Raw genomic sequence first — 25,970 nt, forward strand, 5'->3', positions numbered from 1 at the left:
GTCAGTCGGCGGTTGAGGCCGCCTTCCACCGCTCCAGATACTCCAGCCGTCTCAAGACCTTTGAGCCGGGGTCCAGCAGGATGTGCGCGCCCGGCGGCGCTTCGAACGTCGCGCGGCCGTCGGTCATGGGCAGGGCGCGCACGACGCCGTCCACCTCGACCTCGACCGGCAGAGGGAAGGGGCGGCCGTTTGCGGTCTCCCACTCCAGCGTCACCCGCTCGCCCTGCCGCGTCATAACCAGATCGGGCAAGGCCGCCTGATAGAGGTAGGCGTCGAAGAACCAGCCCATGTCGCGGCCCCTCACTTCATTGACGATGGCCACATAGTCCGGCGTCGTCGCGTAGCGCGGCCGGAAGTTCCCCGGCTGCGGGTCGGGGCGGCCATAGACCAGACGGCGAAGGCTTTCATAAAAGGCGTCGTCGCCGATGTGCAGGCGCAGGGTGTGGGCGATCAGCGCGCCCTTGTAATAGAGATCCAGCGCCGGGCCGGTCTTGTCGTCATAGACGGTCCCCGCGTCCTGCGGCTTGCCGGACACGACCGGGAAGCGGTTGGCCAGGGCCAGCCGCATGGTCTGAAGCTCGGCCTGCATGGCCCGCTCGCCGTTCAGCCAGCGGGCGTAGAGCGGCTGCATATAGGTGCCGAAACCCTCATGCAGCCACATGTCGTCCCAGTCGGCGTTGGTCAGCTGATTGCCGAACCATTCGTGCGCCAGTTCGTGCTGCAGCAGCCAGTCGTAGCCCTTGCCGTCCAGCTTGTAGCCGTTGCCGTAGGCGTTGATGGTCTGGTGCTCCATGCCCAGGTGGGGGGTCTCGACCACGCCCATCTTCTCGTCACCGAAAGGGAAGGGGCCGATGCTTGCCTCATAGAAGTCGAGCATCTGCGGGAACTCGTCGAACAGCGCCAGCGCCTTGGCCGGATCGGCCGAAGCCAGCCGCCAGAAGCGCAAGGGGATCACATTGCCGAACCGGCTGCGATAGTCGGCGGCCATCTCCACATAAGGGCCGACGTTCAGGCTGATGGCGTAGGTGTCAGGCTGGCGCGCGGTCCAGTTCCAGGTGGTCGTGCCGTCGCCGTTGTCGGTCCTACCGAGGAAGCGTCCGTTGGCGGGGGCGCTGAGATTTGAGGGGACGGTGATGTGCAGATCCACCTGCTCCGGCTCGCCCTGCGGATGGTCGATACAGGGCCAGAACAGGTCGCAGCCCTCGCCCTGAACCGCGCTGGCGATCCAGGGCTGGCCGTCAGGCGTCGTGGTCCAGACGAAGCCGCCGTCCCACGGCGCGCGCTTGGCCTGATGCGGGCGTCCAGCATAGGCGATGCGGACGGAAACGCTTTCGCCCGCCGTCAGGGGGTGGGGCATGGGAATGGTCAGCCGCCCCTCGGGGTTGGACCAGTCGGCGACCGCCTGCCCGTCCACGGTGATGGCGGCGATGGCGAAGACCGCGTCCAGCTCGACCACGACCGCCGAAGTCCGCGCCGTGGCGGTGAAGTCGAGGACGGCGACGCCTTCGAGGGATTGAGTCTCCGGCAGCAGCCTGAAGGACAGGTCCGCCTTGTCGAAGCGCAGGGCCAACTGCTCCGCCGTGCGCGGCGCGCCGCTGGACAGGGTGAAAGCCGTGGTTTCGCGCGCCGCCTCCTGCGCCAGAACGGGCGACGACAGCAGGGCCGTGGTCAGGCAGAGGGCGACGAGAGGACGCAAGGCTGAAGCTCCGGCAGGACGAACCCTGAGGTTAGCCGCGCGGCGCGCAAAAGAAAAAGGCCGGCGTCTCCACCGGCCTCTTCAAAATCCGTCAGTCGACGCCGATCAGGCGGCGGCTTGCTCGGCCAGCTTGGCGCGGACCTGGCGCTTGATGCGCAGGGCGGCGATCGACAGCTGCTCGTCGCGAGCCTTGACGATGAAGGCGTCCAGGCCGCCCTTGAAGTCCAGGGTGCGCAGGGCGGCGTTCGAGATACGCAGCGAGAAGGTCTGGCCCAGAGCTTCCGACTGAACCTTGACCGTCTTCAGCGCAGGCAGGAAGCGGCGCTTGGTCTTGATGTTGGAGTGGCTCACGTGATGGCCGACCATGGGGCCGATACCGGTGAGTTCGCAGCGACGCGACATCTGAAGATCCTCAAGGTCACATCCGCGATACCGGTGCGGACGCATGAAACAGGGACGCGGCGAGCAAGGAGGCCCGCGCGAGAGGGGGCCGTATAGAGGAAGGACTCGCCGGGCGTCAAGGCTGGAGTCGTCGTCCGGCGCGACAGAGTCATTCTGAAGGCGAGGGATCGCCTTCGTTCAGCAGTCGTTCAAGGCGTGACTATATAGAGCAGACCCATGATGAGTCCCATGAACGGCAAATCCATGAAGACCTTGTTCCCCTTCGCCCGGCTGATGGCTGTCGTCGCCCCTGTGGCCGCCGGCGCCGTGATGCTGGCCGCGCCAGCGTCCGCGCCTCAGGCCCAGTCGGCCGCCCAATCCGAGGTTCTGCCCGGCTACTGGGAGTACACCACCAGCGTCATGGGCGCCCGCGACACTGAGCAGAAGTGCGTGCGGCCCAGCGAGATCAATCGATTCTTCGGCGGTCTGTCGACGCGCAAGTGGCGGTGCACCTATCCGACCCGCCAGGTCGGCGACGGCCGCGCGCGCTTTGAAGGCAGCTGTCAGGATCGCAAGGGCCGCCGCATCAATGTGCGGCTGAACGGCACCTATGAAGAGCAGGCCTTCCGCTTCAACGGCGGCGCCCAGCTGGCGCGCGGCACGCCCTATATCCCGGCCAGCATCACCGCGCGCCGCCTGGCCGCCCAGTGCCCGGCCGGGGCCGAGTATTTCTGATCTGATTTTGGAAGAGGCCGGGACGCGAGACCCGGCCTCTGTTCCTTTGCGCCCTATTCCGCCGGACGCTCGGGCGCGGGTCTGGCCGGCAGCAGGCTCTTGGCGAAGGCCGCCAGGCCGCCGTTCAGGGCCGCATAGGCGATCAGCCCTATCACCAGGCCCCAGAAGGCCCCGCCGATTCCGAACAGCTGGATGTTGGCCGCCGCCGCCAGGAAGGTGATCAGGGCCGCCTCGCGGGACTTCGGCTCGACTAGGGCGCCCGCCAGGCTGCCGCCGATGGCGCCCAGCAAGGCCAGCCCCGCCAGGGTGGTGATGAAGACGGAGGGCAGGGCCATGAAGACCGCCGCCAGGGTCACGCCGAACACCCCGATCAAGATGTAGAACACCCCCGCCGCCACGCCCGCGATCCAGCGCTTGGACGGGTCTTCATGCGCCTCCTTGCCCGTGCAGATGGCGGCGGTGATGGCGGCCACATTGAAGGCGTGCGACCCGAACGGCGCCGTCAGCAGCGACCCGAGCCCCGTCACCGTGACCAGGGGGTTGGCGTTGACCGCATAGCCGTCGTTCCGCAGCACCAGCATGCCCGGCATATACTGGCCCGTCAGGGTGATCAGGAACATGGGGATGGCCAGGCTGAGCAGCGCCTTGAACGAGAAGGCGGGCATGGTGAAGACCGGCGCCGCCAGCTTCAGCTCCAGCCCCGACAGGTCGACCCGCCCCTGCGTCAGCAGGAAGCCCAGCCCCAGCACGAGGATGCCCACGACCGCATAGCGGGCGGTGAACCGCTTGAGCACGACGTAGGCCAGGATCAGCAGGCCCGCCAGAACAGGGTCGAGGCCGACGCCGCCGAAGGCCTGAACCCCGAAGGGCAGCAGTATCCCCGCCAGCAGGGCGGCGGCGATGGCGGGCGGGATCAGGCGGATCACCTTGTCGAACCCGCCGGACAGCCCCAGGACGACGAAGGCCGCCGCCGAGATCAGATAGGCGCCGATCGCCTCGGCGTAGGAGGTCGCCGCCAGGGCCGTGACCAGGAAGGCCGCCGCGGGCGTGGACCAGGCGGTGATGATCGGCGCCTTGTAGCGCCAGCTCAGCCATAGGCCCGTCGTCCCCACGCCGATGGAGATCGACCAGACCCAGGAGGCGGTCAGCTCAGGACTGAGGCCCGCGACCTTGGCCGCCTGGAACACCAGGATGAAGGTGCCGCCATAGTTGACGATGACCGAGATCAGTCCGGCGACGACGGGGTGCAGCAGGTCGCTCCACCGCAAGGGGGGAGAGGGGGCGGGCATGGACATGGGGAGGGCCTCTGCGAACGACGACGATGCGCGCGCTCCTAGAGGATCAATGGCTGGTCAGACCTGTCCATTCATGGCCATTTCGCCAGACCATTTGGTTTCGCCGAGCGCTCGCCGACGGCGCTCATGAAAAAGGCCCGGCGTCGCCGCCGGGCCTTTCGCGTCGTTTGCGGATCGCCTGAGATCAGGCGGCCTCGGCTTCAGCCTCGGCGGCCGGAGCGACCGGCTTCTTGGCGCTGAGCGACTTGCCCAGCAGGGCCATGGCGGCGTCCTTGTCGATCTTGTTGGCGGCGGCGACTTCGCGGGCCATGCGGTCCAGGGCCGATTCATAGAGCTGGCGCTCGGAATAGGACTGTTCCGGCTGCGTCTCGGCGCGGTGCAGGTCGCGGACCACCTCGGCGATGGAGATCAGGTCGCCCGAGTTGATCTTGGCTTCATACTCCTGGGCGCGGCGCGACCACATGGTGCGCTTGACGCGGGCGCGGCCCTTCAGGGTCGTCAGGGCCTTGGAGACGGTGTCGTCGGCGGCCAGGGTGCGCAGACCGGCGGTCTTGGCTTTCTTGGTCGGGACGCGCAGGGTCATCTTCTCGTGTTCGAAGGTCACGACATAGACTTCCAGCGCCATGCCGGCGACTTCCTGAGTCTCGATCGCGGCGACCTTGCCGACGCCATGCGCGGGATAGACCACCGCATCGCCAACCTTGAATTCCAGACCGGTCTTGCTCGTCATGTCATTCCTTTCCCGAACCGTCGGGATGAGATCGTCGCCACGCAGATAGTGAAAAACCGCCCCTCCGCCGAGCGCTGGGCCCGGCGGTTGAGGCGGAGGATCGCACTGTCAGACGCGAAAACGGATCACCAAACCTCTGGCCGACCTCGTCTCTAGCGGCGAGGTTCTGTCGTAAATGCGGGCGGCGCGCAGAGTTGCGGAACCGCCCGTTTCGAATAGGGAGGAACCTATCATAAAATTAGAAAATCTCAAAACATCCACAGGGCGCGCGACGAGGATCGGCGCATTGTGACCGCATTGTGGCAAATTCTTAGGAGCCCTTGCCCGGCTTGGGGCTGAAGTATTTCTCGAACTTGCCGGTTTCGCGTTCATACTGTTCGCGATCCGCCGGGGGCACGCCCTTGACTGTGATGTTCGGCCAGACCTTGGCGTATTCGGCGTTGACCTGCAGCCACTTGCCGTCGGGTTCGTCCTCGGTGTCGGGGACGATGGCGTCGACGGGGCATTCCGGCTCGCACACGCCGCAGTCGATGCATTCGTCGGGCGCGATGACCAGGAAGTTCTCGCCCTCGTAGAAGCAGTCCACCGGACACACCTCGACGCAGTCCATGAACTTACATTTCACGCAGGCGTCGGTGACGATGTAGGTCATGGCGTTCGGGCGGGCCTGTGGCAGCGATGAGGTCGAGGGCGCGCACATGGCCCCGACGGAACCAACTGTCAACCGAAGGCGCTGTTGCAAAGCTGTTCAGGCCCGACGGCGCCGGGCCGCGCTTCACCGTCATGACGCCTGATCATCGTCCGCCCGGAGGCCTGTCCCCATGCGTTTCAATCAAGGTTTCATCTCTCGTTCCGTCCTCGGCCGCATCGGCGCGGCCGGCCTGGCGTTGAGCCTTCTGGCCGGCGGCGCGGTCGTGGCCCAGTCCGCCTTGACCAAGGTTCCGTCCGAGGTCCAGCCCGGCGACTACAAGCTGGATCCGGAGCACGGCAAGATCACCTGGTCCGTCGATCATCTGGGCTTCTCCACCTATGTCGGCCAGTTCGTGAACGTCCAGGCCGAGCTGAAGCTGGACCCTGCTAACCCGTCCGCCAGCACCTTGACCGCGACCATTCCCCTGACGGACGTGGCGTCGAACTCGGACGGGCTGAACCGCCATCTGCAGACGGCGGACTTCTTCGATACCGCCAACCATCCGGTCGCCATCTTCCGCTCGACCCGGATCATGGTCGACGCCGATGATCGCGACGAGGCGACGGTCCACGGCGAGCTGACCCTGCGCGGCGTGACCCGTCCGGTGGTCATGGAGGTGGAGTTCAATCAGGCCGGCCCGACGCGCGGCGGCTATAAGGCCGGCTTCGACGGCGAGGCGACCATAAAGCGTTCCGACTTCGGCATCAACTTCGGCCTGCCCGCCCTGGGCGACGAGGTGAAGCTGCACATCGAAGGCGAGTTCGTTAAGGCGGCGGGCTAGGGCGGCGCGTCCAGCGGCTCATAAAGGGCGCGGGCTTCCTCGGGCGGGCCGCGCCTTTCGCCCATCCGCACCACGCGCACGGCGATGAGGCGACCGCCCTGAGCGAAGAGCACTTCGTCGCCGGGGTGGACGCTGCGGCTGGGCTTGTCGAGCCGGGACTGGGCGCCGTTGTGCGTCAGGCGGATCGCGCCCTGCTCGACCATGGCCGCGGCCAGGTTGCGCGTCTTGGCGAAGCGCGCGCGCCACAGCCAGACGTCGATGCGGCAGCTTTCGAGGCTCATTCGGCGTTCTGGCCCGCCCCCTGAGACGCGGCGCGTCGCGGGCGACGCCGGGATCGGCGCGCCGCCTTGGGTTTGGCGGAGGGGGCCGGGCGGGGCGGCTGGGTCAGCTGCGCCAGGGCGGCGAAGGGCGAATCCTTGGGCGGGGGCGTCGATTTGCCGGAGGACGTGGCTCGCTCGGCGCGCGGCGTGCGTAGGGCGGCCTGGATGGCCCTGGCCTGATCTGCCGTCCAGCCGAGGCTGTCCAGGGCTTCATCCGACAGCGGCGCCTTGCCTGCCGCCTTCTGGGCGTCGGCGAAGGCTTCCAGCGTTTCGACCGGCGCGGTCCAGCGCCCGACCGAGCGGCGGCCGAAGGCGGACAGGGCGCGCGCCGACGGCGGCGGTTCCGGCAGAGCCGACAGACCTTCGCCCGCTAGGCCGTTGATCGCTTCGCGCGGCAGGAAGGCCTGCGCCAATGCTGCGCCGCGCGGCTTCATCACGCCGGGCAGCCAGACCGAATGGGCGCCGACCCGGATGGCGAAGGTCTTCAGCGTGCGCCGTTCATGCTGGCTCAAAGCCGCCAGATCGCGCTCGACCTCGCGCCGGGGGATCAGCCCGCTCGCCTCGATCAGTCGGAACGCCAGCCCGCGCGGCAGGCCGGTCAGGGCGCCGCTCTCGATCGCATGGCGCAGCCGCTTCAGCGGCTTCAGCGCCCGCCCCGCCTCGGCCGCCAGCCAGGCCTCCATGCGCCGCTCGGCCCGCTCGCGCGCGGGGGGCGGCCCCAGCTCGCCCAGCAGCCGCACGCGCGGCGAGAAGGGGTCTTCGTTGACGATGCGCCCGGTCAGGGCGCCGTTCCACAGCACCCCGCCGTCGGGCGTGACGGAAAAGGCCGCGTCCTCATCCGCCGCCAGCCGCCCCAGCCGCCGCGCCACCTCCGGCCCCACGGCCCGCGTCGCCGCCTGCCGCAGCGCCCGGTCGGCCAGGGCCGATCCGCCCGCGTCGACTGTGAAGCACACCCCGTCCAGATGGCCGACCACTTCGCCCTCGACCGTGACCTCGCCGTCGTCGGCCACGCCCGCCAGCACGTCGGAGCGCACGTTCAGCGCCCGCATGAGGGCCGCTGTGCGCCGGTCGACGAAACGCGCCGTCAGCCGTTCGTGCAGAACGTCGCTGAGCCGTTCCTCCAGCGCCTTGGTTCGGTCGCGCCATTCCTGCGCCCCCGCCAGCCAGTCGGGCCGGTTGGCGATGTAGCTCAGCGTCCGCACCCCCGACAGCCGCGCCGACAGCTGGTCGATCTGGCCGTCGTCGCGGTCCAGATCGTTGAAACGCGGCGCGACCCATTCCTCGGTCAGCCGCCCGCGGCGGCTGGTCAGGGCGGTGAAGACCTCCTTTGACAGACGGGCGTGCTCGTCCAGCGTCGTCTTCTGGAAGTCGGGCAACTGGCACGTTTCCCACAGCCGCATCAGGGCGCCGCGCGAACGGGCGATCTTCCGGACGTCCTCATCGACCGCAAAGCGCCGCAACAGGGTCTCGTCCAGCGCCTGAGCCGTCAGCCGCAGCCCCTGCCGGTCCGGCGTCACGGTCAGCGACCGCAACAGGTCAGGCAGCGTATCGAAATCCAACCGCCCGCTGCGCCACTCGGCCGCCTCGATCGGGTCGAAGCGGTGCTCGACCACCTGCTCGACCAGATCCTCGTCCAGCTCTTCCGCCTCGCCGGTGACGCCGAACGTGCCGTCGCGCAGGTGCCGCCCCGCGCGCCCGGCGATCTGGCCGATCTCGGCGGCGTGCAGCCAGCGGGTGCGCCGCCCGTCGAACTTCCGCAACCCCGCGAACGCCACATGGTCCACGTCCATGTTCAGCCCCATGCCGATGGCGTCGGTGGCGACCAGGAAGTCCACCTCGCCCGACTGGAACAGCTCGACCTGGGCGTTGCGGGTGCGGGGGCTGAGCGAGCCCATGACCACGGCCGCCCCGCCCCTCTGACGGCGCAGCAGTTCGGCGATGGCGTAGACCTGCTCGGTCGAGAAGGCGACGACGGCGCTGCGGCGCGGCAGGCGCGTCAGCTTCTTCGACCCGGCGTAGCTCAGCGTCGACAGCCGGTCGCGGGTGACGATCTCCGCGTCCGGAACCAGCGACCGCATCAGCGGCGCCGTCGTCCCGGCGCCCAGGAACATGGTCTCGAACCGTCCGCGCGCGTGCAGCAGCCGCTGGGTGAAGACGTGGCCGCGCTCGGGATCGGCGACCAGCTGGATCTCGTCCACCGCCAGAAAATCGACCGACCGCTCCAGCGGCATAGCCTCGACCGTGCAGACGAAATAGGCGGGGCGCGGCGGGACGATCTTCTCCTCGCCGGTGATCAGCGCGACCGAGGCCGCCCCGCGCCGCTTGACGATCCGCTCATAAATTTCGCGCGCCAGCAGCCGCAGCGGCAGGCCGATCATGCCCGAGGCGTGACCCAGCATCCGTTCGACCGCCAGATGGGTCTTGCCGGTGTTGGTGGGGCCCAGGATCGCCGTGACGCGCGATGGAGCCATGCCTGCGGAACGGTCGCTCATGACCGGCCCAAGGTGGCGAACCCTGCAGGCTTTCACAAGCGGCGCGGAGGGAGGGGAGAGCGTGAATGTCTAGGGCAGGGGCGAATGGTAAGCGGAACCTTACCGTACGCTGGAACACGGGCGAAACGAATCATGACCGAATCGGCGACGTCCGTCGATTCAGGCTTTGTTCCATACTAGAGATTGTAGCTTAACGGCCTTTAACCACAAGGCGGAACGGCCGCGCGCATGCTGTGACGTGACGGGCGACCGCAAGGGCTTCCCTGACGCTGCAACCTCCTTTAGGCAGTGACGCCGTGGCCCCGTAGCTCAGCTGCATAGAGCAAGGCTTTCCTAAAGCCGAGGTCGGAGGTTGGAGTCCTCCCGGGGTCGCCATTCTTGTGTCGAGACCACTTAGAACTGGCTCAAAACCAGTTAAGGGTGGCTCAATATGAGAACTGATCGCAACTTTAGCCTTCAGTCTCGTATCGGCTGGTGCTGGCGCAGAGAGCGCGTTGGGGCTCTGCCTCCCCCGGCCCAAGACAAACAATATCGCCTTATCTCCGCAGAACCACGTTCAGCACTCTTGCGGCCGATGTGCCGAATGGCGCGCGGGTCAAACCCGTCAGGTTCCAGCGGCCCTGAACGAAGACGCCCTTGGCGTGGCTCAGGGCGCGGAAGCCTTCGATGCCGTGATAGGCGCCCATGCCGCTCGCGCCAACGCCGCCGAAGGGCAAGTCTTCCTGAGCGACATGCATCAGCGTGTTGTTGATCCCGACGTTGCCGGATGTGGTGGAACCGAGCATACGCGCGCAACCCGCATCCTCGTCGCCGAAATAATACAGCGCCAAGGGCCGGGGGCGGTCGCTCACATGGGCGATCACCTCGTCGATCGTGCGATAAGTGCGCACCGGCAGGATTGGTCCGAAGATCTCCTCCTGCATCAACCCCGCGTCGTCGCCGGCGCCGATCACCAAGGCCGGCGCGAGGGTGCGGGAGCGCGTCTCAGCGGTCTCCGGATGGACGCCGACTTCGATGACGCGGGCACCCTTCGTCCGAGCGTCGCCCAGCAGCCCCTTCAGGCGCTCGAAGTGCCGCTCGTTGACGATCGAGGTGTAGTCCGCGCCCGTCGGGCCTTCAGGATAGGCGCGCGCCACGGCGGCGTCATAGCCCCCGACGAACGTTTCCAGATCGTCTTCGTGTACCAGCGCATAGTCGGGCGCCACGCAGGTCTGTCCGGCGTTCGCCAGCTTGCCGAAGACGAGACTGCCGAGGGTCCGCGCATTGACGTGGCCCCGCGCGATGACGGCGGGACTCTTGCCGCCTAGTTCGAGGGTCACGGGCACAAGGTTCTCGCTGGCGGCCGCCATCACCCTGCGCCCCACCGGCGTGCTGCCGGTGAACAGCAGATGGTCGAACGGCAGGGCGCTGAAGGCGGCGCCGACCTCCGGCCCGCCCAGAACGACCGCGACCTCCTCAGGCGTGAAGGCGTCTTCCAGCAGGCGTTTCAACACCGCGCTGGTGCGCGGCGTCAATTCCGACGGCTTGAGAAGGGCGCGATTGCCGGCGGCGAGCGCCGTCGCCAGGGGAACCAGGGTCAGGGAGACCGGGTAGTTCCACGGCGCCATCACCCCGATCACGCCCTTTGGCTGCAAGGCGACGTAAGCCCGGCCGGACTGGTAGTGGATGCCGACGTGGCGGCGTTCGGGCTTCATGAAGCGCCGAAGGTTCCGGCTCAGGTAGTCGATCGCCTGGATGACGGCGACCAGTTCCATGATCTCCGTCTCGTGCCGCGAACGATGGCTGAAGTCCGCGCTAACCGCCTCTCCGATCTCGGCGTGGTGCGCCAGGACGGCGGTTCTGAGACGACGAAGGTTGGCCTTCCTGGCCCGCAGGTCCGGCGCGCCGTCCCGAAGGAAGGCGCGCCTCTGACGGTCTAGCAGATCGGCGCCCGAGCTGGGCGCTTCGGGGAAACTGTCGCCCCTCATTCCTGGATGAAGGCCAGAATGTCGGCGTTCACCTTGTCGGCGTTGACCGTCAGCATCCCGTGCGAGAAGCCCTTGTAGAGGATCAGCTTGCTGTCTTGCAGCAGCTTGTCCTGCTTGAGGGCCGCGGTCTTGTAAGGGACGACTTGGTCGTCGTCGCCCTGCATCACCAGCATCGGCACGGTGATCGCCTTCAAGTCCTCGGTCTGGTCGGTCTCCGAGAACGCCTTGATGCCTTCGTAATGGGCCTTGGCGCTGCCCATCATGCCCTGACGCCACCAGTTGTCGATCACGCCTTGGGATGCCTTCGCGCCCTTGCGGTTGTAGCCGTAGAAGGGGCCGGACGGCACGTCGATGAAGAACTGCGCCCGGTTGTCCGCCAGTTGTTTGCGGAAGTCGTCGAACACCTCGATCGGCACGCCGTCGGGATTGTCCTCAGTCTTCACCATGAGCGGCGGTACGGCGCTGACCAGCACGGCTTTGGCGACGCGCCCCTGCGGCTGGCCGAACTTCGCCACATAGCGCGCAACCTGCCCGCCGCCGGTCGAATGTCCGATATGGATGGCGTTCCGGAGGTCGAGGTGCTCGACGACCGCCGAGGCGTCGGCGGCGTAATGGTCCATGTCATGGCCGTCGCTGACCTGTTCGGACCGCCCGTGTCCGCGACGGTCGTGGGCGACGACGCGGTAGCCGTGCTGGAGGAAGAACAGCATCTGGTTGTCCCAGTCATCCGAGGACAGGGGCCACCCGTGATGGAAATGGATCGGTTGGGCGTCCTTGGGCCCCCAGTCCTTGTAGAAGATGTCGACGCCGTCGGTCGTGGTCACGAAGGGCATGAGGCTTCTCCTGTCATCGCCAGTTCGCCCCGGCCGTTTGCAGCGGCATGGGCATGTTGAGGACCAATTGGGCGTCGCGAACGACATCCAGCTGGACCAGTCTGGAAGCGCCGAGGCCATCCAGCAGTTGCGTCAGCGGCCCGCCCCCACGGCGCAGGCTCACGTCGCGCGGAAGTATCGTCTGCGCGAAGGACAGGGTGTTGGACTGCACCGGGATCTGCCGCCACTGCCCGTCGATCCGGTTGAGCATGGTGTTGGTCCCCATGCGCGATTGGGACGGCGCCTCGCGGAACGACGGCGTCGGCAGGCTGAGAGCCAGGTCCATCGTCCCGTCCGGGCCGGCGACCGAGGCGGTGATCTCCGAACCAAAGGAGACATCGATTGGGGTCAGCCATTTCGGCAGCTGGTAGCCCTCGACGCCGCGCACGCGGGCGATGTCGGTATTGACCGGCAAGGCCAGCACATGGGCGAAGAAGCTGCGCCGCTTCATCGACTGCGCCAATTCCGCCGCGTGCGATCCTCGCGCGCCGGGACGGCGCACCACCACGGCCACCGACACCTCATTGTAGGGGTCGTTGTCGCAGACCCAATAGGCGAAGATCGTCAGCGCCACGAGGCCATGGCCCGGCAGGGCCTTCAGGGGCTCAAGCGGTTCGGGCAGCATGGCGCGCAGGCGGTCGATGGGCGCCAGATAGAGCAACTGGATGCTGCTGGACCGGTAGTAGAAGTTCGGCGCCCAGACGGGACCGACGCGACTGTCCAACTTCTGCTTGGGAATGCGGCGGAAGAAGTCGATGTTCCCGGCGGCCGGATCGCGCGCCACCATGTCCAGATCGGGATTGGAGCGGAAACGGTCGTAATAGCCGCCGGCCGGAACCTTGACCTTGCGGCCCGCGAATCCGACCTCCGTCAGGGTGTCAGCCATGGGCGGCGATGTCCTTCAGCGGCTGAGCGACAGGACCGGGGACGCTAGGCTTGAACCCCGGTTGAAGGTCAAGCGCCGGACTGTCCGTCGTCGAAACATTTGGCGCAGGTTTGGCGTGGCGTTAACGGAGAGCGGGCCTCGTCAGGGGTTGGCTTTTAGGCGGCGAGCTTGCGGTGCTGCAAGCGGCGATGTTCGATGGTCTGTTTCTTGATGGCGGCGCGCTGGGCGTGGATCTGCCGATCGCGGCCAAAGTAGGCATCTGCGGGCGTCACATTGCCCAGGCTTTCGTGATAGCGCTGGTGGTTGTAGTGCTCGATGAAGGCTTCGATCTGGGCTTCGAGATCGCCGGGCAGGTAATAATTCTCCAGTAGGATGCGGTTTTTCAAGGTCTGGTGCCAGCGCTCGATCTTGCCCTGTGTCTGGGGGTGAAAGGGGGCGCCGCGCACGTGGCTCATGGACTGGGCCTCGATATAGGCGGCCAGTTCGCCCGCGACATAGCTCGGGCCATTGTCCGAGAGCAGGCGCGGCATGTGCAGCACGGTGGCGCTGTCACAACCTGATGCGGCCAGCGCCAAGTCCAGCGTGTCGGTGACATCGCCCGCCGTCATGGTGGTGCACAGCTTCCACGAGATGATGTAGCGGGAATAGTCGTCGAGCACGGTTGAGAGGTAAACCCAGCCCCAACCGATCAGCTTGAAATAGGTGAAGTCGGTCTGCCACATCTCGTTTGGTCGCATCGTCTTGGTGTGGAACTCGTCGCGGGCCTTGATGACGATATAGGCTGGGCTGGCGATCAGATCCTGTGCCTTGAGCAGGCGATAAACCGTGGCCTCGCAGACAAAGTACTGCTTCTCATCGGTAAATTTGGTGGCCAACTCGCGGGGCGAGAGTTCGCTTTCCTCCAGCGCCATGTCGATGATCTGTTTGCGCACATTCTCGGGCAGCCGGTTCCATACCCGGCTTGGCGCCGAGGGGCGGTCTTCCAGCGCCTCAGGCCCACCATCAAGGTAGCGGGCATACCAGCGGGCAAAGGTGCGGCGTGGGATGCCCAGTTTCTCCAGCGTCTGTCGGGTGGGCAGATGGGATTGCTCGACGAGGCGGATGATCTCGAGCTTTTCTGCGGCGGGATACCTCATTCTTGGTCGCCCCCATCCGCGATCATGCTTTTTTTAAGCAGGCGGTTCTCGAGCGTCAGGTCGGCCACGCATTCCTTGAGAGCCAGTGCTTCACGGCGCAGATCCTTGACCTCGTCACTGGTGGCGGCACGGGCCGTGTCCCCGGCCAGACGGCGTTTGCCAGCCTCAAGGAATTCTTTTGACCAGGAATAATACACGCTCTGGGCGATGCCTTCGCGGCGGCACAGTTCAGCGATGCTCTCCTCGCCGCGCAGGCCTTCGAGCGCGATGCGGATTTTATCCTCGGCCGAGAAATGCCGGCGTGTGGCACGGCGAATATCTTTCACCACCACCTCGGCGGGCTTCTTGGTGGGCTTGGCAGCCAATTTTGGGCTGGAGGGATTGGGTCTCATCTGCGTTCCTTACGTCACTGCGACGAGACCCAATCCCTCCATTATCCGCAACCCCAGATCTGTGCCAAAGGCGCTGACGCCGAACACCGGTATGGCAGGTTCCAACTGAAACAGTCGAAGACGGGTGCGCTGGTGAAATTCCCGGTCTCCAAGGCGCTGTGCCGCATGATTGAAGCAGTGCGAATTGAAGGCTCCCCATACCTCTTTAACGACGCGGACACGGGCACGGGTTTCACCAAGGGGCGTCTGGGCGCGCGTTTCAACGAAGTACGCCACGCGGTGACATCGGATGGCGATCCTCTGATGTTGCTCTCCACTCTTCGCCATTCGGCGGTCTGCCGGATGGAGAGGGCCGGCGCGTCATTGTTGGAAATCGCTTCGGTGACCGGGCACAAACTGGCCCGCGTTCACTCAATCATCGCCCGATACGCGGTCGACCGCGAGGGATTTGCGGCATCGGCGATGATGAAGTTGAATCAGGCCGACGGAGGGGATGCCGATGATTTCGTCGACGATGATCCGTTCGCGGGCGTGGACGCGGAGGCGAAAACGACTTCCGTCTACCAATCGCCGCCGATGGACCCAGGACGTCCTGGGCATATGTTGGCCGCCAAGCTGGGGCAGCACCGACATCGCCTTGTTCTGCCTCCGCTGTCTGATCTCTGGGGTGAGGCTGGCGAAGCCGACGGTATTCAACTCTGATGCAGGCGCCATAGCGTGACGCGGGAGCGGCCTAGGGATTTTCTCTTGGCCGCTCAATATTTTACGGACGAGTCACGTTTTGTTTTCGGCCGAAAGTCTTGAGTCTTTTCAAAACGTGACTCATCGAATTTTCCTGCAAAATCAGATTTTTATGTCGCCGCGCCATTCAACTTTTGGTCGCGAGAGCCATTCGATCACCGGCATGCCCTTGAAGATCGTCGGCGACGGCGGCGGGCCGTCGGTCCAATGCCAGGTCTCGCGGGTGCGCATTAGTTTTGTGTGGCCTGGACGGGCACAGCCTGGATATCGACTGGCGTTGGTGCCCGACGGGGCCAGGGAAATGGGGAACTGGTGAGGGAACCCGCCGAAGCGCGCTTCGATCAGCACGTCGCGGATCATGCCGTCAGGGATGACTATCTGTTCCGTCAGGATGGCGCCGCCATCGGCCAGGGTGATGGTTGTCGTTTCCAGCATGGTCTCACCTAGGGTGGACACGGTCGTCGTAGACGCCGCCGTATGTGGTCGTGCGACGCCTGCAACTGCCCTGAGGCGTCACAATATGGAAGAAAACCATGCCGCAGTAGTTCGTAAAAGGTAGCGAAAATTACGGCTCGGTTTTCCCGCGCCGCCCGAAAGGCGGTCGATGGTGACGCACGACATCAAAGTGAAGGTTGATGATCTCACTGCGTATCTGACGAACATCCGCCTGCGTGGCAGAGAGCTTGCGAAGTAAGACCAGTACGCCGCATCCGATCGCAACGATGAGCGTCAAAATACCCAACAGGACCATAACGCTCCCCCCGTTTCCAATAGGACATCTAATGTCCTGGAAGTGGTGACCGGATCGTTAACATCTCCCGCAGATGGGCTGGGAAAAGATCATTGGCGGAAATCTGCGACGGTTCCGCCAAGCGCGGGGCATGACACAGGAGGGATTGGCCGCCGAAGTTCATTTGGACGTGCGCCAAATCGGAAGGATCGAACGCGGACAGAGTTTCCCGAGTATCGGGCTCCTAGTCCACCTCTCTGAGATTCTGTGCGTCCAACCAGGTCAATTCTTCGAACGAGAGCGGTGAGCAATTTCTGATTGAGCTCAAATAAACTTAGGCATTCGGCGCGACATTCTGGCTGGTCCTGACTCTTAGCGGACGCTCCGAAAGTCCGTTGTGGGCGCGAGAGGCATAAGCAGCATTCTGATCACCGGCGGATGATCAAGATCGGCGAGCGCAAGCGATAGGTGACCACCAGTCACTCACCCGCTTCTACTCTTGCGTATATCCCAAGGATGGTCATCTTATGCGCGATAGAGAACAAGGGAATGCGGCTGGGTTCACTAGGCTGGCGAGCATATCGCCGGCGACGGGGGCGTTATGGAAGAGAGTCTCGAAGACGAGGTATCGCAGGACGATTCTCGCTTCTCCGATGACGACGAACTTGATGCGGACGGTGCTCCCACGACGGCGTCGAACGCCGACGAAGTCGCGGCCGTTGTCCGGCCGGACGTCGTCGCGAGAGTCTTTAAGAGCCTGTCGGCGGACGCCGAAAGAGGAGACGGCGAACTCCAGCGCGCTGATGTGAACCGCACTTACCTGCGTAGGCAACTTTCAGTCGCGGAATGCATGGAGGTTGAAGACCAGCTTGCGGTCGCGGGTTTCCGCTTGATTGAGGATGATGAAGACGTCTTCATCAGAGATGAGATAGTGCCTGCTGGAGGCACCGCGCGCAGGCGTGTGCAATACCTCACTGACGTTGAGGAGAAAGAGTTGGGCCGACGAATTCAGCTCGCGCTCCGTCTGCCGGAAAACACTTATGAGGATTCCGCATATGTGGAACGGGTCCGAAGGGACGCGGACAGGGCCAAGGCGACCTTCGTTGCCTCGAACATTCACTATGTAGAAATGCTCGCGCGCCGCCGCGGCGAGCGGCGCCATCTCACCATTGATGATCTTATCCAGGAAGGCATGATCGGGCTGCTCCGCGCGGCCGACCTCTACGACCCGGAACGGGGTTTTCGGTTTAAAACCTACGCAACGTGGTGGATCGAGCAACGCATGAGGCGATCCATCGCCGATGGCGATAGGATCGTGCGTCTGCCGGTCCACCTTCAGGAACGCATGGTCCGCATCCGGCGCGCTCAGGCGAAGCTCACTTTTGTAAACGGCAAGCCGCCGACCGCCGACCAACTGGCGGAAGCCTTGGGTGTCGATCCAGAACGACTCATGAAGTTGATGTGGCATGTACAGGTCACGGAAGTGGCGGAAGGCGACGCTTTCATCGGTGAGGACACGACTCTTCTTTCAATCCTCCCGGACACGGCAGAATCGGCCTTCGATCTGACATCTCAAAGGGAGCTGGAGGAGCGTTTCGGCGACGTGCTCGCCACATTATCCCCCAGAGAGGAGCGCATCCTGCGTATGCGCTTCGGGATCGGACTCGACAGCACCTACACACTGGAGAGTGTCGGCCAAGAATACAGCGTGACTCGGGAACGGATACGCCAGATTGAAGCCAAAGCGCTCGGCAAGCTGCGGCATCCGACGCGCAGTCGCCACCTGCGCGGCTTCCTGGATCGATAAGATGGCCACCTACTACGGGCTAGGAGCCGATGACCCCACTGAGGCCTCCGAACGTAAGGTCGCCGTCGCGCTGAAGACGCTGCCGGATGGGTGGATCGTCTTCCACAGCGTCAGTTGGCAATCCAAACGCTGCGGCCGCCAAGGCGATGGTGAGGCCGACTTCATTGTCGTCCACCCACGCAAGGGGATGTTGGTCATTGAGGTCAAAGGCGGCGGCATAGAGATTGATCGAGGCCGCTGGTCGACGATCGATCGCCATGGACAAAGACACGAGATCAAGAACCCCTTTGATCAGGCGACCGCCTCAAAGCATGCGCTGCTCGGCTGGTTGCGGGGTCATGACCTGACCAACAGGCTTCGCGTCGGGCATGCCGTGGTGTTCCCTGACATGAAGTCGCTGCCGGGCGTTGGGCCAGCAGGGCCGCGAGCGATCAGCCTTATCAGGGGCGACCTCGACGACCCGCTCGAAGCGATCAAGGGCTGCATTGAGCACTGGGAGCTTGAAGCCAACCTGTCGGTGAAAGATGTCAGCAAGCTCATATCCTTGCTGGCCCCCACGGTTGATGTTCGACCTGAACTGTCGAGCCGAAGCGCCGACGCCGAAGCTGAGTTGCTCGTCCTCACCGCTGAGCAGATCGATGTCTTCGCTGGCCTCCGCGCCAATCGCGGTGGGCTCATCGTTGGCGGTGCCGGCACGGGTAAAACCGTTTTGGCAGTCGCGCGGGCGCAGCAACTCGCGCGAGATGGATTCCGAACACTATTGATCTGCTATAATGAGCTCCTCGGAGAAGACCTCGCCGCCCGTGCGCAAAGCCCCCTTCTCACGGCAGGTACATTCCATAGCTTATGTCTGCGCGAAGCCGCGCGCGCCAAGCTGCGAACTCCGGCGTCGAAACCTGCCGCATGGTGGGAATCTGAAGCGCCAACTATCCTGATCGACGCGTGCGCCATTAATGAGACCATCTACGACGCGATTGTCATAGACGAGGGGCAAGATTTCTCGCCGCTTTGGCTGGATGCGCTTCAATGCCTGGTCTCGACGGACGAGGATGCGCCATTGTTCGTTTTCGCCGATCCCCTTCAAGATCTTTGGAAACGGGATTGGGAGGCCAGCGTCGGAAAGACCTTCACCTGGGAGCTAACCAAAAATCTGCGGAACACCCAACCTATCGCCAAATGCGTGGCGGACGTCGTGTATCAAGTTTGCAAGGACAAGGGTGTCGCCGGTCCTCCACCGGTGTGGCGCACCACGACCGAACCGCCGCGAGAGAAAGACGTCGTGGCGGCTGTGGAGGCCCTGCTCGGCGAAGGCTTCGGTCCGGCGAACCTGGTCGTGCTCTGCGGGTCTGCCGCTCTAGCCAATCGGCTTCGCGAAAGGTCGATCGGTGCCTTTTCATTCGGCCGCTGGGGCAGCCGAGGCGTCCCCGTCGAGTCAATCGCGCGCTTCAAAGGCTTGGAGGCGCAAGCAGTAGTAGTAGTGCTCGATTCCGCCGCCCCTGAAGGCATCTGGACTGAAGCCTATGTCGCCCTGAGCCGCGCGCGCTCCATCCTGGTGGTAGTGGGTACGACGCTGGATCAAGCGTCGCTAAACTGGGGAGCGTCTGCCGTGACGTCGAAGTAGCCAGCACCGCCAGCCAAGGCCTTCCGAGAAAGGGCCGTGTTGAACATCCGGCACGACGGCTCGCCGAGATGCAAACACACCGCACAGGCTGAGCCAGTGTCCTCGCAGCCGGGGTCCAGTGCGCATCGATGTTCGTCATCGACGAGGCCGTTGAGAAGATGATGCAAGTCGGATTCAAAGAGCGCCTGGAGCCCGCCAAGCACGAAGTCGCCTCTAGCGGCCGCATAAACGAAGAATGAAAAGGCGGCGGGAAGCACGACCTCGGACAAGGCGCTGCGCTCGATGCCGGCGTAGACCGCAGCCCGCTTGATGAAAGCGTGCGAGATCGAGTGTACGACCTCGGTGACGAGGTGGGTCACATCGTTCGGCGTGTCCGTGGCGCCCATCTGCGCCAAGATCGCTTCAGACGCCCCGCGATGATCCTCGAAAGTCCCAAGCGTCATGCCGCGCATAACCAGCCAGCGATGCACCATGCGCGGGTCAAGTCGGATGAGCAGCGCCTCGGTCTGTGCCAGCTCGCCATAGACGGTGTAGTCGCCGTTCTGATCCCGATATGTGCGCAACCGGCTGTCGCCGGGCGTCGGCGCGCCTCTCGTGTAGCCAAATTGAGCGGTCAGGACCGGGAAGCGATCTATCAGCTCCACGCGCTCGAATCCGGCCCGGCGCAGCGCATCCGGATATTGAACCTCGTACAGGTCGCGCAAGACGGGCTGGGTCGCCTTGTCCAGTAGACTCGAAACGGTCACGCGGCTCTCGAACGTCGCCAGTGCGATTTGCTTGGCCTGGCGTTCCGCGTCTGTGCGGAGGTCCGTCTGCAAGACCCGAATTTTTGCCTTCGGTTCTGTGCTGATGGGCATAGCCGCGATCATGGCGTCGATCGTCGCCTCGTCGAATCCACGCCCCTCCAGCAGCTTGCGGATCGACGACGGATTTTGAGCGGCGCCAGACTCCGTCAGATGGCGTCCCGTCATCCCCTCTAGCACCCACTCCAGCGCCCGCTCACCGCCGCCTGCTTGTTCAATCTGAGCTAAGACCTCGCGGCGTGGCGGATTGATCATGCTGATCCCACGCGGCTTGAAGACCGTTCCCGACCGGTGGACGGTGAACGACAGTGCGCCTCCTTGGTCACAGTCGCATGCGGCGCCAAACCCTCGGTGAATCGTGTCCGAACAGACCGGACAATAGAAGATCAGCTCGGCCGCTGAGGCGGTCCCGGGAAACCTGACCGCCCGTTGGCCATGAACAGGGCATTTGCGGACGTAGGGTGTTTTAATCGAACCACAGACGTCGTGATAGCCGACGAACGGAAGTTGGCCGCGCCGCTTCGACGACCCGCATTGGCACTTGCCGATGGGCTCGTCATGCAGGCGCTTGCAGGTTTGGCAAAGGTATAACCGCGGGAAGGGCTCGCAGTAGATGCCCTCATCGCGGTTAAGCGACTTCACCCGGACAGTACGGTGCGCGTAGAGGTCATCGACAAAGCCGCCGTCCTCGTTCTTGTCCTTCCAGGCGAAGGCGGCGCGGATCAGCTCTTCGCGCAGCGCGCCCGTATCGATCGCGGACTCGATCTTGGGATCATTCCAGCGCTTGACCTTCCAGATGCCGCCGTTGGCGTCGATTGTCTGTTCCGGCAGATGGCCGAACAGGATTTGCGAACCGCTCCGGGACTCTCTCATCGGGTGCTGTCCCCTTTCACGGGCGCTTGTTCCTCGACATCCCGTAGCGAAGTCATGGGAGAGCCAGTTGGGCTGAGGTCCGACAGGAAGCGCGAATCCGGCGGTGGTTCACGCAGGCTGCGGGCGAACTGCTGGAACCAACGGTGTAGTTGGTCGCGCATGAATTCGTCGTCGCCAGTCACGCCGAGGTCGGAGGCGATAGCCCGCTCGTCGTCAGCCAGCATATTCGGTTGGCGGCGGGCATAGTCGTTTAGCGCGCGGATGGTCGTCAGCCGGCCGCCCGACGCCGGCTCATGGATTAGGGTGATCCGAGCGAGCTCTAGTCCCGAAATCGTGCGCTCGAGGACACGTCGGCTCTTTCGGGTTATCGGGATGGGTTCGACGAAACGATCCCCGTGCGAGATGAACTCGGGGAATGCCCGATAGACGCTCGCATCGCGTTCTCTGGTCATCTTTGGAACGACGATGACCAGACCTGGCCAGCGCCGTCCAACACGCGCTGTGGCTTGAATGAACTCCGCGACGCCCAATGGGAAGGCGAGCATCACCATCACGTTGAGCCGATCGATGTCCACACCGTGCGACATCATCGACGAAGCAGCGATCAAGTGGAGCCGTTTCTCGTAGTCCGCTTCCGGCGCCTCCAACCGATCGAGCGTAGCCCGCACCTCCTCGAAATCTGTGCGCCCCGTCAGCGTCGCCACGTTCGGCGGTGGATTGAGCTCCGCATATTGTGTCTCCGACGAGCGCACGACGGCGTCGATGTCCTGGAGCGTGTTCCCGTAGACGACGTTCGTCCCATAAAGGTTCACTAGGAAGGGCGCGAAGCTGGGATCAATTTGTAGCTCAGCGCAAATCGCAGCGGGGTCGCCAACTAAGCGGCGGATCGCGCTTTGCAGCGTCACGACCAGACGATCGACCACGAATTCAACCGTCAGCCGCCGCGGCGCCAGGGCAAGATAGCGCCGCATAGCCTTGCCGGAATCAGCAGCCCAGAAGCCCTGACCATCAACCGGAGGTGGCTGCGGAAAAACGCGGGCGGCGCGGCGATATAAAACTTCGATCTGTTTCGCGTAACCCGACAGCGTGGCTGAGGATGCGAGTATTTTCGGCTTGCTGCCAGTCAGCTCACTTTGGATGCCGTCCATCGCGCATTCGTAGTGCGCATCCACCGCGCCCAGGCTGTCGCGAAGGAGATGAAGCTCGTCCTGAAGCCTGAAACTGGCGGGATAAAGTTCGGCGGCAATTGGCAATGGCCCCGGCTTTCCGCCCTTGCAGTCTGGCACCATGCAGCCATTCGGAAAGTCACCACGCGTCGCGTAGGTGTAGCCGTGCCCTGGTTTCGTACAGAGGCCCATGGGGCTGGCGAGCATGCCGCGCATCCCGGTCTGACGCGCGATGTTCGCCGCCTTGTCGAGGGTTCCAATGACAACGGTGGGCAGGAAGCGCCAAATCTCATCATCGACGACATGGATGGGCAGCGGCTCGCTGTGCGTGGGGCACTCGGTGTTCGTGCAAAGGTGATCCAGGCGCCAAAGCGCGCGGTCGAATTCGGTCTTCAAGTCCCGGCTACGGCAGAAGGGACAGACGTCGAGCAGCTTGAACGGGTTCATCCGCTCCTCGATCTTGTCGGCGTCTTCGTTCGGCCGCGGGCTCTCCTTCTTAATGCGGTTGGGTGTGGCTGAACCCCCGACAAGGAAACCCAGCGAGAATTGATCGCCAGCGATGCCGGTGTCACGACGCACGAGCTCAGCGGCAGCGAGCGCGTTGGCGAAGCGCTGGGTCTGCTGGAGCGACAGCATCCGCAAGGGAAACCGCGACCAGGCGGTCACCCCGGACAGCTTGCCCCGCATTCGGTCGAGGAATGCCGCTGTCAGCAAAAGCCCAAGGTAGGTCTCGGTTTTCCCGCCGCCCGTCGCGAACCAAACAATGTCCACGATTTCGGACTCGGCGTGGGGATCGACCAAGCATTGAAGATTGGCGAGCAGGAACGCGAACTGGAATGGACGCCACGCCGAGTAACGACCGCGAGCCGATATCCCCATCGCCTGGTTCATGAGGCGGAACGCCGTATTGAGCTCGGGGTCGCTGGCAAGCAGCTCCGCACCCCGTCGAACTCGATGAAGTTCGTCTTGAAACTCGGCGCTTGCGTCTGCCGCTTCGCGCTTCATCCCGGTCGACCAACCTTCCGAGGCCGCCCTGGTCGCCAAGGTCTTAGCGCTCCAAACGTCCGCCGCCCATCGATTGAAGATGTCGACCAGCGCATTGGCGGAAGCATCTGGCGCTTTCGCCAGCGACTCGAAGGTCAGATCTGGCTGAGGTTCCTTGGACGGCCAGAAGTCTGGCCGTGACCTCGTCATGGCCGGCCCATCGATGGTCCGGATCACGTCGCCCTGTACTTCGACGCCGCAGTTTATCCCGTAAGCCGCGACGTTTCGGTTGAAGCGGAAGCTGTCAGGCAAGCTCTCAAGGGCGAACGGGACGTGCTCCAGCCCGCGAATCGCGACTTCGGCTTCGAAGAAGCGACCGTCTGCAAGCTCCTTCTCTTCCGGGCTCGTATTGACCAAGGTGATTTCTAGCGAGCTCGTCTCGTCGCTTCGAATAGTGGCGCGGACACGGATATCGGCCGAAAGCGACGGCGCGCCAGCCGCGGCTAGCGCCATGTCGAACTGCTCCGCGCCAAAAACCTGCACCCCCGCGTGGGCTTCTGCGGTGATGGGCACGACAATCTCGACGGGCTCTGTCTTGTCCCAAGCCCAGGCTAGGCCGCTGGTATCGCCAGACCGGCGCCGGTGCCACAGGACGAACCGACATTTGACGGCGAAGGTCCAGGGACCAGCTCGCTTTGGTTTGATCCGGAAGCCGATGGCGCAGGGCTCCAACCGATCACCTCGGTCGTCGGGGCGCGTGACGAAGTCTTTGGGGCCGAGGCGTCCGAGCCAATAGCGGCCAGTCGGATCGACCGGGGACTCCGTCTCCAAATCGCCCCGCGCGTCCTGCTGGATACGGTTTTCCAGATAGCGAACGAACCGTTCGGCCGCCTCGTAACGCGAGCCTTCGGCATCAGATGCGCCGATGAACTCCCCATCTTTGAATGTCACCAGACCCCCCGCCCGAAGCTTCAGAATAACCACTATCAGGCGAACCCTACCTCGGTTCAACGATTTCCGGTTCGTCAGCCAAATCCGACGGCAGGCCGCGGCCTTGCCTCAAGTTCAAAACCTCGCTCGAGGATCGCATTGGCGCTGGAGCCGATCAGCAACCCTGCCGCTATCGTCGCGGCGTTGCGCGCCAATTTGGCCAGGCCAGGCGGGGGTGACGGGGCCTCATCGAAGACCAAGCTTATCGCTTGATCGATAATCGCTTGAGCGAGGCGCGGATGCTCCATGAGCGCTTCTCTTAATCGTCGTCCCAAAGCGTCAAGCTCGTCCAGCACCATGAAGGGCCGCGTAAGGCCCAAGCCCTGGTGGCACCAGACCCGCTGCATGTTCTGAAGGTCGGCATCGGCCAGGTAGGCTGAAAGGTCGCTCAAAACTGTCGCTACTGAGGACGGCCAACCCTGCGGAAAGGTTGAGGCGAACCGAGCTTGGAGTGTCCGGTCCAGAGGGACCGACATGATCTCCTTCGATGTCCCAAAATAGAAGTCGATCGCCCATCGGCCATCGCCTTTTTCGAACCGATTGCGAAATTCGAAACGCACACCGCTCTTTAACTGCAGACTGGGGATGGCAAACCTGAAGCGTCGTGTGGCCGGATAGCGAGCGCCAGGCCGATCCGGCGGAGTTTCCTTGGAGACGGGTTCAGGTGCCCGAAGGCTCGCCGCATGGCTGGCAAGGGGCGGCAATGCTTTCACTGGTGTTCCGCTAAGCGCATGGCCGAGAAGGTACGCGAAAGCCGGCGGAACAGCGTTACCCACCATCCGCAGCTTCTGACCGTAGTTCTGACCATAGAATTGAAAAGTGATGGGAAAGCCTTGCAGGCTCGCCCGCTCTCGAACCGTAAGGCGTCGATACGCGTTTGGCGTGTCGGGAGCTGCGATGACAATGCTCTCCCGAGAAACTCGTGTGCAGGTCGCCGTGATCGTCCGGACGCTGCGGTCCAAAGGGTCCGGGAAAGGCATGGCGTTGTAGACGGTGTGATTGGCCTTGTTAGCGCGGTTGATCCGCACCTCTTCTAAGCTCAGAGGCTCCTCAGCCACGTGATCAACGAGATCGGCTCGCGGCATGATGATGCCAAACAGGGGATCACTGACCGGGTCGGCCGCCAAGGCTTTAACGACCTGCCCTAAAGTCGGTCGTTCGAGGACGGCCGAATATTCCTTTAACAGCTCGAAGTCGAAGTTACCGGCGACACAGCGGCGGCGGCGCTGCGGGACACCGTAATCGTCCATGCTGATGAGATGCGGCTTGAAACCGAGATGTGCGAACCGTTCCAGCCGACCCCCGGGTTCAAGCTCACACGCAATGATTCCCGCGACCCGTGGGACGTTCTCCATCGCCCACACCTTCGGTCGGAGGTGATCAACGATGCTGAGGAAATTCTCGATGTCCTTTAGGCCGTCGTCCAGGTCTCCGTTTCCGCCTCGGTTGGAGAACGAAAACTGGGTGCAAGGCGGGCTCCCAACGACGATGTCGATGTCTGACGGAAGGTCGTCATACGATAGGCGCCGGATATCGACCGTCTGAGCTTGGTGATGATTGTTCTTGAAGTTGGTCTCGTTGGCCGCGCCCCAACGCTCGAACGATGCGACGACGTCAATGCCGGCCAGCCGAAGTCCGAGCGACCACCCCCCAACGCCGGAGTACAAGTCTATCGCCCGAAGCTGCCGTTCGCCCAATTTTGTATCCCCCGCCTTAACCGCCAATAGCAACTAAAGGCGGGCCAAAAGCAAGATCTTGTCTAAGCCGAAGTCTGCCGCCGCCTCGATTTGTGCCCTCGTGCACACGGATTGAGAGGCCGCTTCTAGAGTGGTCTAGCTGCTGAAGGTCTGCTTTCGGGCCCGATGCCAACGTCTGCAAGTG

The 25,970-nt window shown here is 64.0% G+C and carries 21 protein-coding genes and 1 tRNA gene; 7 read left to right on the forward strand and 15 right to left on the reverse strand.

Translation table 11 applies throughout. The features are described from left to right. Position 1: 1 nt before the first annotated feature. Both FGL25_RS01480 and rpmB read right to left on the reverse strand, forming a co-directional pair. Entirely contained in the window at positions 2-1,696 is a 1,695-nt protein-coding gene (locus tag FGL25_RS01480) for a M1 family metallopeptidase (RefSeq protein WP_138140752.1), read from the reverse strand. Positions 1,697-1,801: 105 nt separating this feature from the next. Continuing rightward, positions 1,802-2,098 (reverse strand): 50S ribosomal protein L28, encoded by a 297-nt coding sequence (rpmB, locus tag FGL25_RS01485; protein ID WP_040346215.1) that lies wholly within the window; start codon positions 2,096-2,098, stop codon positions 1,802-1,804. Positions 2,099-2,326: 228 nt separating this feature from the next. Here rpmB and FGL25_RS01490 point away from each other — a divergent pair, with 228 nt between their 5' ends. After that, positions 2,327-2,812 (forward strand): DUF3617 domain-containing protein, encoded by a 486-nt coding sequence (locus FGL25_RS01490; RefSeq protein WP_232464085.1) that lies wholly within the window; start codon positions 2,327-2,329, stop codon positions 2,810-2,812. 53 nt (positions 2,813-2,865) lie between these two features. On the opposite strand, the gene FGL25_RS01495 is transcribed toward FGL25_RS01490, so the two are convergent. The 3 genes from FGL25_RS01495 to fdxA all read right to left on the reverse strand — a co-directional run bounded on the left by FGL25_RS01495 (position 2,866) and on the right by fdxA (position 5,489). Next, positions 2,866-4,107: a benzoate/H(+) symporter BenE family transporter gene (locus FGL25_RS01495; protein ID WP_138140753.1), complete on the reverse strand. Its 1,242-nt coding sequence runs from the start codon at positions 4,105-4,107 to the stop codon at positions 2,866-2,868. A 184-nt stretch (positions 4,108-4,291) separates the two neighbouring features. Then, positions 4,292-4,837 (reverse strand): CarD family transcriptional regulator, encoded by a 546-nt coding sequence (locus tag FGL25_RS01500; RefSeq protein WP_046652322.1) that lies wholly within the window; start codon positions 4,835-4,837, stop codon positions 4,292-4,294. Between the two features lie 310 nt (positions 4,838-5,147). Beyond that, positions 5,148-5,489 (reverse strand): ferredoxin FdxA, encoded by a 342-nt coding sequence (gene fdxA, locus FGL25_RS01505; protein WP_003166185.1) that lies wholly within the window; start codon positions 5,487-5,489, stop codon positions 5,148-5,150. A 169-nt stretch (positions 5,490-5,658) separates the two neighbouring features. Between fdxA and FGL25_RS01510 the strand changes: the two genes are divergently transcribed. Continuing rightward, on the forward strand, positions 5,659-6,309 hold the full coding sequence (locus tag FGL25_RS01510) for a YceI family protein (protein ID WP_138140754.1): 651 nt from the start codon (positions 5,659-5,661) through the stop codon (positions 6,307-6,309). On the opposite strand, the gene FGL25_RS01515 is transcribed toward FGL25_RS01510, so the two are convergent. Together FGL25_RS01515 and FGL25_RS01520 are read right to left on the reverse strand one after the other, a co-directional pair. After that, positions 6,306-6,590, reverse strand: coding sequence for an RNA-binding S4 domain-containing protein (locus FGL25_RS01515; protein WP_138140755.1), 285 nt, complete (start codon positions 6,588-6,590; stop codon positions 6,306-6,308). The genes FGL25_RS01510 and FGL25_RS01515 overlap by 4 nt on opposite strands. Beyond that, on the reverse strand, positions 6,587-9,121 hold the full coding sequence (locus FGL25_RS01520) for a helicase-related protein (RefSeq protein ID WP_138140756.1): 2,535 nt from the start codon (positions 9,119-9,121) through the stop codon (positions 6,587-6,589). Before FGL25_RS01520 ends, FGL25_RS01515 begins: the two co-directional genes overlap by 4 nt. 298 nt (positions 9,122-9,419) lie before the next feature. Between FGL25_RS01520 and FGL25_RS01525 the strand changes: the two genes are divergently transcribed. Next, a tRNA-Arg gene (locus tag FGL25_RS01525) sits at positions 9,420-9,496 on the forward strand. Between the two features lie 161 nt (positions 9,497-9,657). Here the strand turns inward: FGL25_RS01525 and FGL25_RS01530 are convergent. The 4 genes from FGL25_RS01530 to FGL25_RS01545 form a co-directional block, all read right to left on the reverse strand. Then, on the reverse strand, positions 9,658-11,088 hold the full coding sequence (locus FGL25_RS01530) for a coniferyl aldehyde dehydrogenase (protein ID WP_138140757.1): 1,431 nt from the start codon (positions 11,086-11,088) through the stop codon (positions 9,658-9,660). Beyond that, the gene (locus tag FGL25_RS01535; protein ID WP_138140758.1) at positions 11,085-11,921 is read right to left on the reverse strand and encodes an alpha/beta fold hydrolase; all 837 of its coding nucleotides are present in this window, start codon (positions 11,919-11,921) and stop codon (positions 11,085-11,087) included. Before FGL25_RS01535 ends, FGL25_RS01530 begins: the two co-directional genes overlap by 4 nt. 13 nt (positions 11,922-11,934) lie before the next feature. Next, entirely contained in the window at positions 11,935-12,846 is a 912-nt protein-coding gene (locus FGL25_RS01540; RefSeq protein ID WP_138140759.1) for an acetoacetate decarboxylase family protein, read from the reverse strand. Positions 12,847-13,001: 155 nt separating this feature from the next. Then, positions 13,002-14,374, reverse strand: a protein-coding gene (locus tag FGL25_RS01545) for an IS3 family transposase (RefSeq protein WP_138140760.1) whose coding sequence is annotated in 2 segments (ribosomal slippage) — positions 13,002-14,017 and positions 14,017-14,374 — 1,374 coding nt in all. Because the reading frame shifts where the segments join, the coding sequence is not laid out codon by codon here. A 132-nt stretch (positions 14,375-14,506) separates the two neighbouring features. Between FGL25_RS01545 and FGL25_RS01550 the strand changes: the two genes are divergently transcribed. Beyond that, on the forward strand, positions 14,507-15,076 hold the full coding sequence (locus FGL25_RS01550; RefSeq protein ID WP_138140761.1) for a hypothetical protein: 570 nt from the start codon (positions 14,507-14,509) through the stop codon (positions 15,074-15,076). 141 nt (positions 15,077-15,217) lie between these two features. On the opposite strand, the gene FGL25_RS01555 is transcribed toward FGL25_RS01550, so the two are convergent. After that, positions 15,218-15,550, reverse strand: coding sequence for a hypothetical protein (locus FGL25_RS01555; protein ID WP_138140762.1), 333 nt, complete (start codon positions 15,548-15,550; stop codon positions 15,218-15,220). A 389-nt stretch (positions 15,551-15,939) separates the two neighbouring features. Between FGL25_RS01555 and FGL25_RS01560 the strand changes: the two genes are divergently transcribed. The 3 genes from FGL25_RS01560 (at position 15,940) to FGL25_RS01570 (ending at position 19,273) form a co-directional block, all read left to right on the forward strand. Continuing rightward, positions 15,940-16,152 (forward strand): helix-turn-helix domain-containing protein, encoded by a 213-nt coding sequence (locus FGL25_RS01560; RefSeq protein WP_138140763.1) that lies wholly within the window; start codon positions 15,940-15,942, stop codon positions 16,150-16,152. Between the two features lie 294 nt (positions 16,153-16,446). Beyond that, on the forward strand, positions 16,447-17,652 hold the full coding sequence (locus FGL25_RS01565) for a sigma-70 family RNA polymerase sigma factor (protein ID WP_138140764.1): 1,206 nt from the start codon (positions 16,447-16,449) through the stop codon (positions 17,650-17,652). A gap of 1 nt (position 17,653) precedes the next feature. Then, complete coding sequence (locus FGL25_RS01570; RefSeq protein WP_138140765.1) at positions 17,654-19,273, forward strand: NERD domain-containing protein; 1,620 nt, start codon at positions 17,654-17,656, stop codon at positions 19,271-19,273. Here FGL25_RS01570 and FGL25_RS01575 read toward each other — a convergent pair. The 3 genes from FGL25_RS01575 to FGL25_RS01590 all read right to left on the reverse strand — a co-directional run bounded on the left by FGL25_RS01575 (position 19,228) and on the right by FGL25_RS01590 (position 25,786). Continuing rightward, entirely contained in the window at positions 19,228-20,949 is a 1,722-nt protein-coding gene (locus FGL25_RS01575; RefSeq protein ID WP_197733790.1) for a hypothetical protein, read from the reverse strand. The genes FGL25_RS01570 and FGL25_RS01575 overlap by 46 nt on opposite strands. Beyond that, entirely contained in the window at positions 20,946-24,050 is a 3,105-nt protein-coding gene (locus FGL25_RS01585) for a helicase C-terminal domain-containing protein (RefSeq protein WP_197733791.1), read from the reverse strand. The genes FGL25_RS01575 and FGL25_RS01585 overlap by 4 nt, the downstream gene beginning before the upstream one ends. A gap of 74 nt (positions 24,051-24,124) precedes the next feature. Further along, positions 24,125-25,786, reverse strand: a complete 1,662-nt coding sequence (locus tag FGL25_RS01590; protein WP_167493273.1) for a DNA cytosine methyltransferase — start codon at positions 25,784-25,786, stop codon at positions 24,125-24,127. Between the last annotated feature and the right edge of the window lie 184 nt (positions 25,787-25,970).

It is taken from the genome of Brevundimonas vancanneytii (genome assembly GCF_901421975.1).
In the GTDB taxonomy this organism is placed as follows: domain Bacteria; phylum Pseudomonadota; class Alphaproteobacteria; order Caulobacterales; family Caulobacteraceae; genus Brevundimonas; species Brevundimonas diminuta.

What these genes read in the sequence shown, in the direction of transcription:
- rpmB (WP_040346215.1), bottom strand. Translation starts at nt 2,098, where the DNA reads ATGTCGCGTCGCTGCGAACTCACCGGTATCGGCCCCATGGTCGGCCAT.
- FGL25_RS01490 (WP_232464085.1), top strand. Translation starts at nt 2,327, where the DNA reads ATGAACGGCAAATCCATGAAGACCTTGTTCCCCTTCGCCCGGCTGATG.
- FGL25_RS01495 (WP_138140753.1), bottom strand. Translation starts at nt 4,107, where the DNA reads ATGTCCATGCCCGCCCCCTCTCCCCCCTTGCGGTGGAGCGACCTGCTG.
- FGL25_RS01500 (WP_046652322.1), bottom strand. Translation starts at nt 4,837, where the DNA reads ATGACGAGCAAGACCGGTCTGGAATTCAAGGTTGGCGATGCGGTGGTC.
- fdxA (WP_003166185.1), bottom strand. Translation starts at nt 5,489, where the DNA reads ATGACCTACATCGTCACCGACGCCTGCGTGAAATGTAAGTTCATGGAC.
- FGL25_RS01510 (WP_138140754.1), top strand. Translation starts at nt 5,659, where the DNA reads ATGCGTTTCAATCAAGGTTTCATCTCTCGTTCCGTCCTCGGCCGCATC.
- FGL25_RS01515 (WP_138140755.1), bottom strand. Translation starts at nt 6,590, where the DNA reads ATGAGCCTCGAAAGCTGCCGCATCGACGTCTGGCTGTGGCGCGCGCGC.
- FGL25_RS01520 (WP_138140756.1), bottom strand. Translation starts at nt 9,121, where the DNA reads ATGAGCGACCGTTCCGCAGGCATGGCTCCATCGCGCGTCACGGCGATC.
- FGL25_RS01530 (WP_138140757.1), bottom strand. Translation starts at nt 11,088, where the DNA reads ATGAGGGGCGACAGTTTCCCCGAAGCGCCCAGCTCGGGCGCCGATCTG.
- FGL25_RS01535 (WP_138140758.1), bottom strand. Translation starts at nt 11,921, where the DNA reads ATGCCCTTCGTGACCACGACCGACGGCGTCGACATCTTCTACAAGGAC.
- FGL25_RS01540 (WP_138140759.1), bottom strand. Translation starts at nt 12,846, where the DNA reads ATGGCTGACACCCTGACGGAGGTCGGATTCGCGGGCCGCAAGGTCAAG.
- FGL25_RS01555 (WP_138140762.1), bottom strand. Translation starts at nt 15,550, where the DNA reads ATGCTGGAAACGACAACCATCACCCTGGCCGATGGCGGCGCCATCCTG.
- FGL25_RS01560 (WP_138140763.1), top strand. Translation starts at nt 15,940, where the DNA reads ATGGGCTGGGAAAAGATCATTGGCGGAAATCTGCGACGGTTCCGCCAA.
- FGL25_RS01565 (WP_138140764.1), top strand. Translation starts at nt 16,447, where the DNA reads ATGGAAGAGAGTCTCGAAGACGAGGTATCGCAGGACGATTCTCGCTTC.
- FGL25_RS01570 (WP_138140765.1), top strand. Translation starts at nt 17,654, where the DNA reads ATGGCCACCTACTACGGGCTAGGAGCCGATGACCCCACTGAGGCCTCC.
- FGL25_RS01575 (WP_197733790.1), bottom strand. Translation starts at nt 20,949, where the DNA reads ATGAGAGAGTCCCGGAGCGGTTCGCAAATCCTGTTCGGCCATCTGCCG.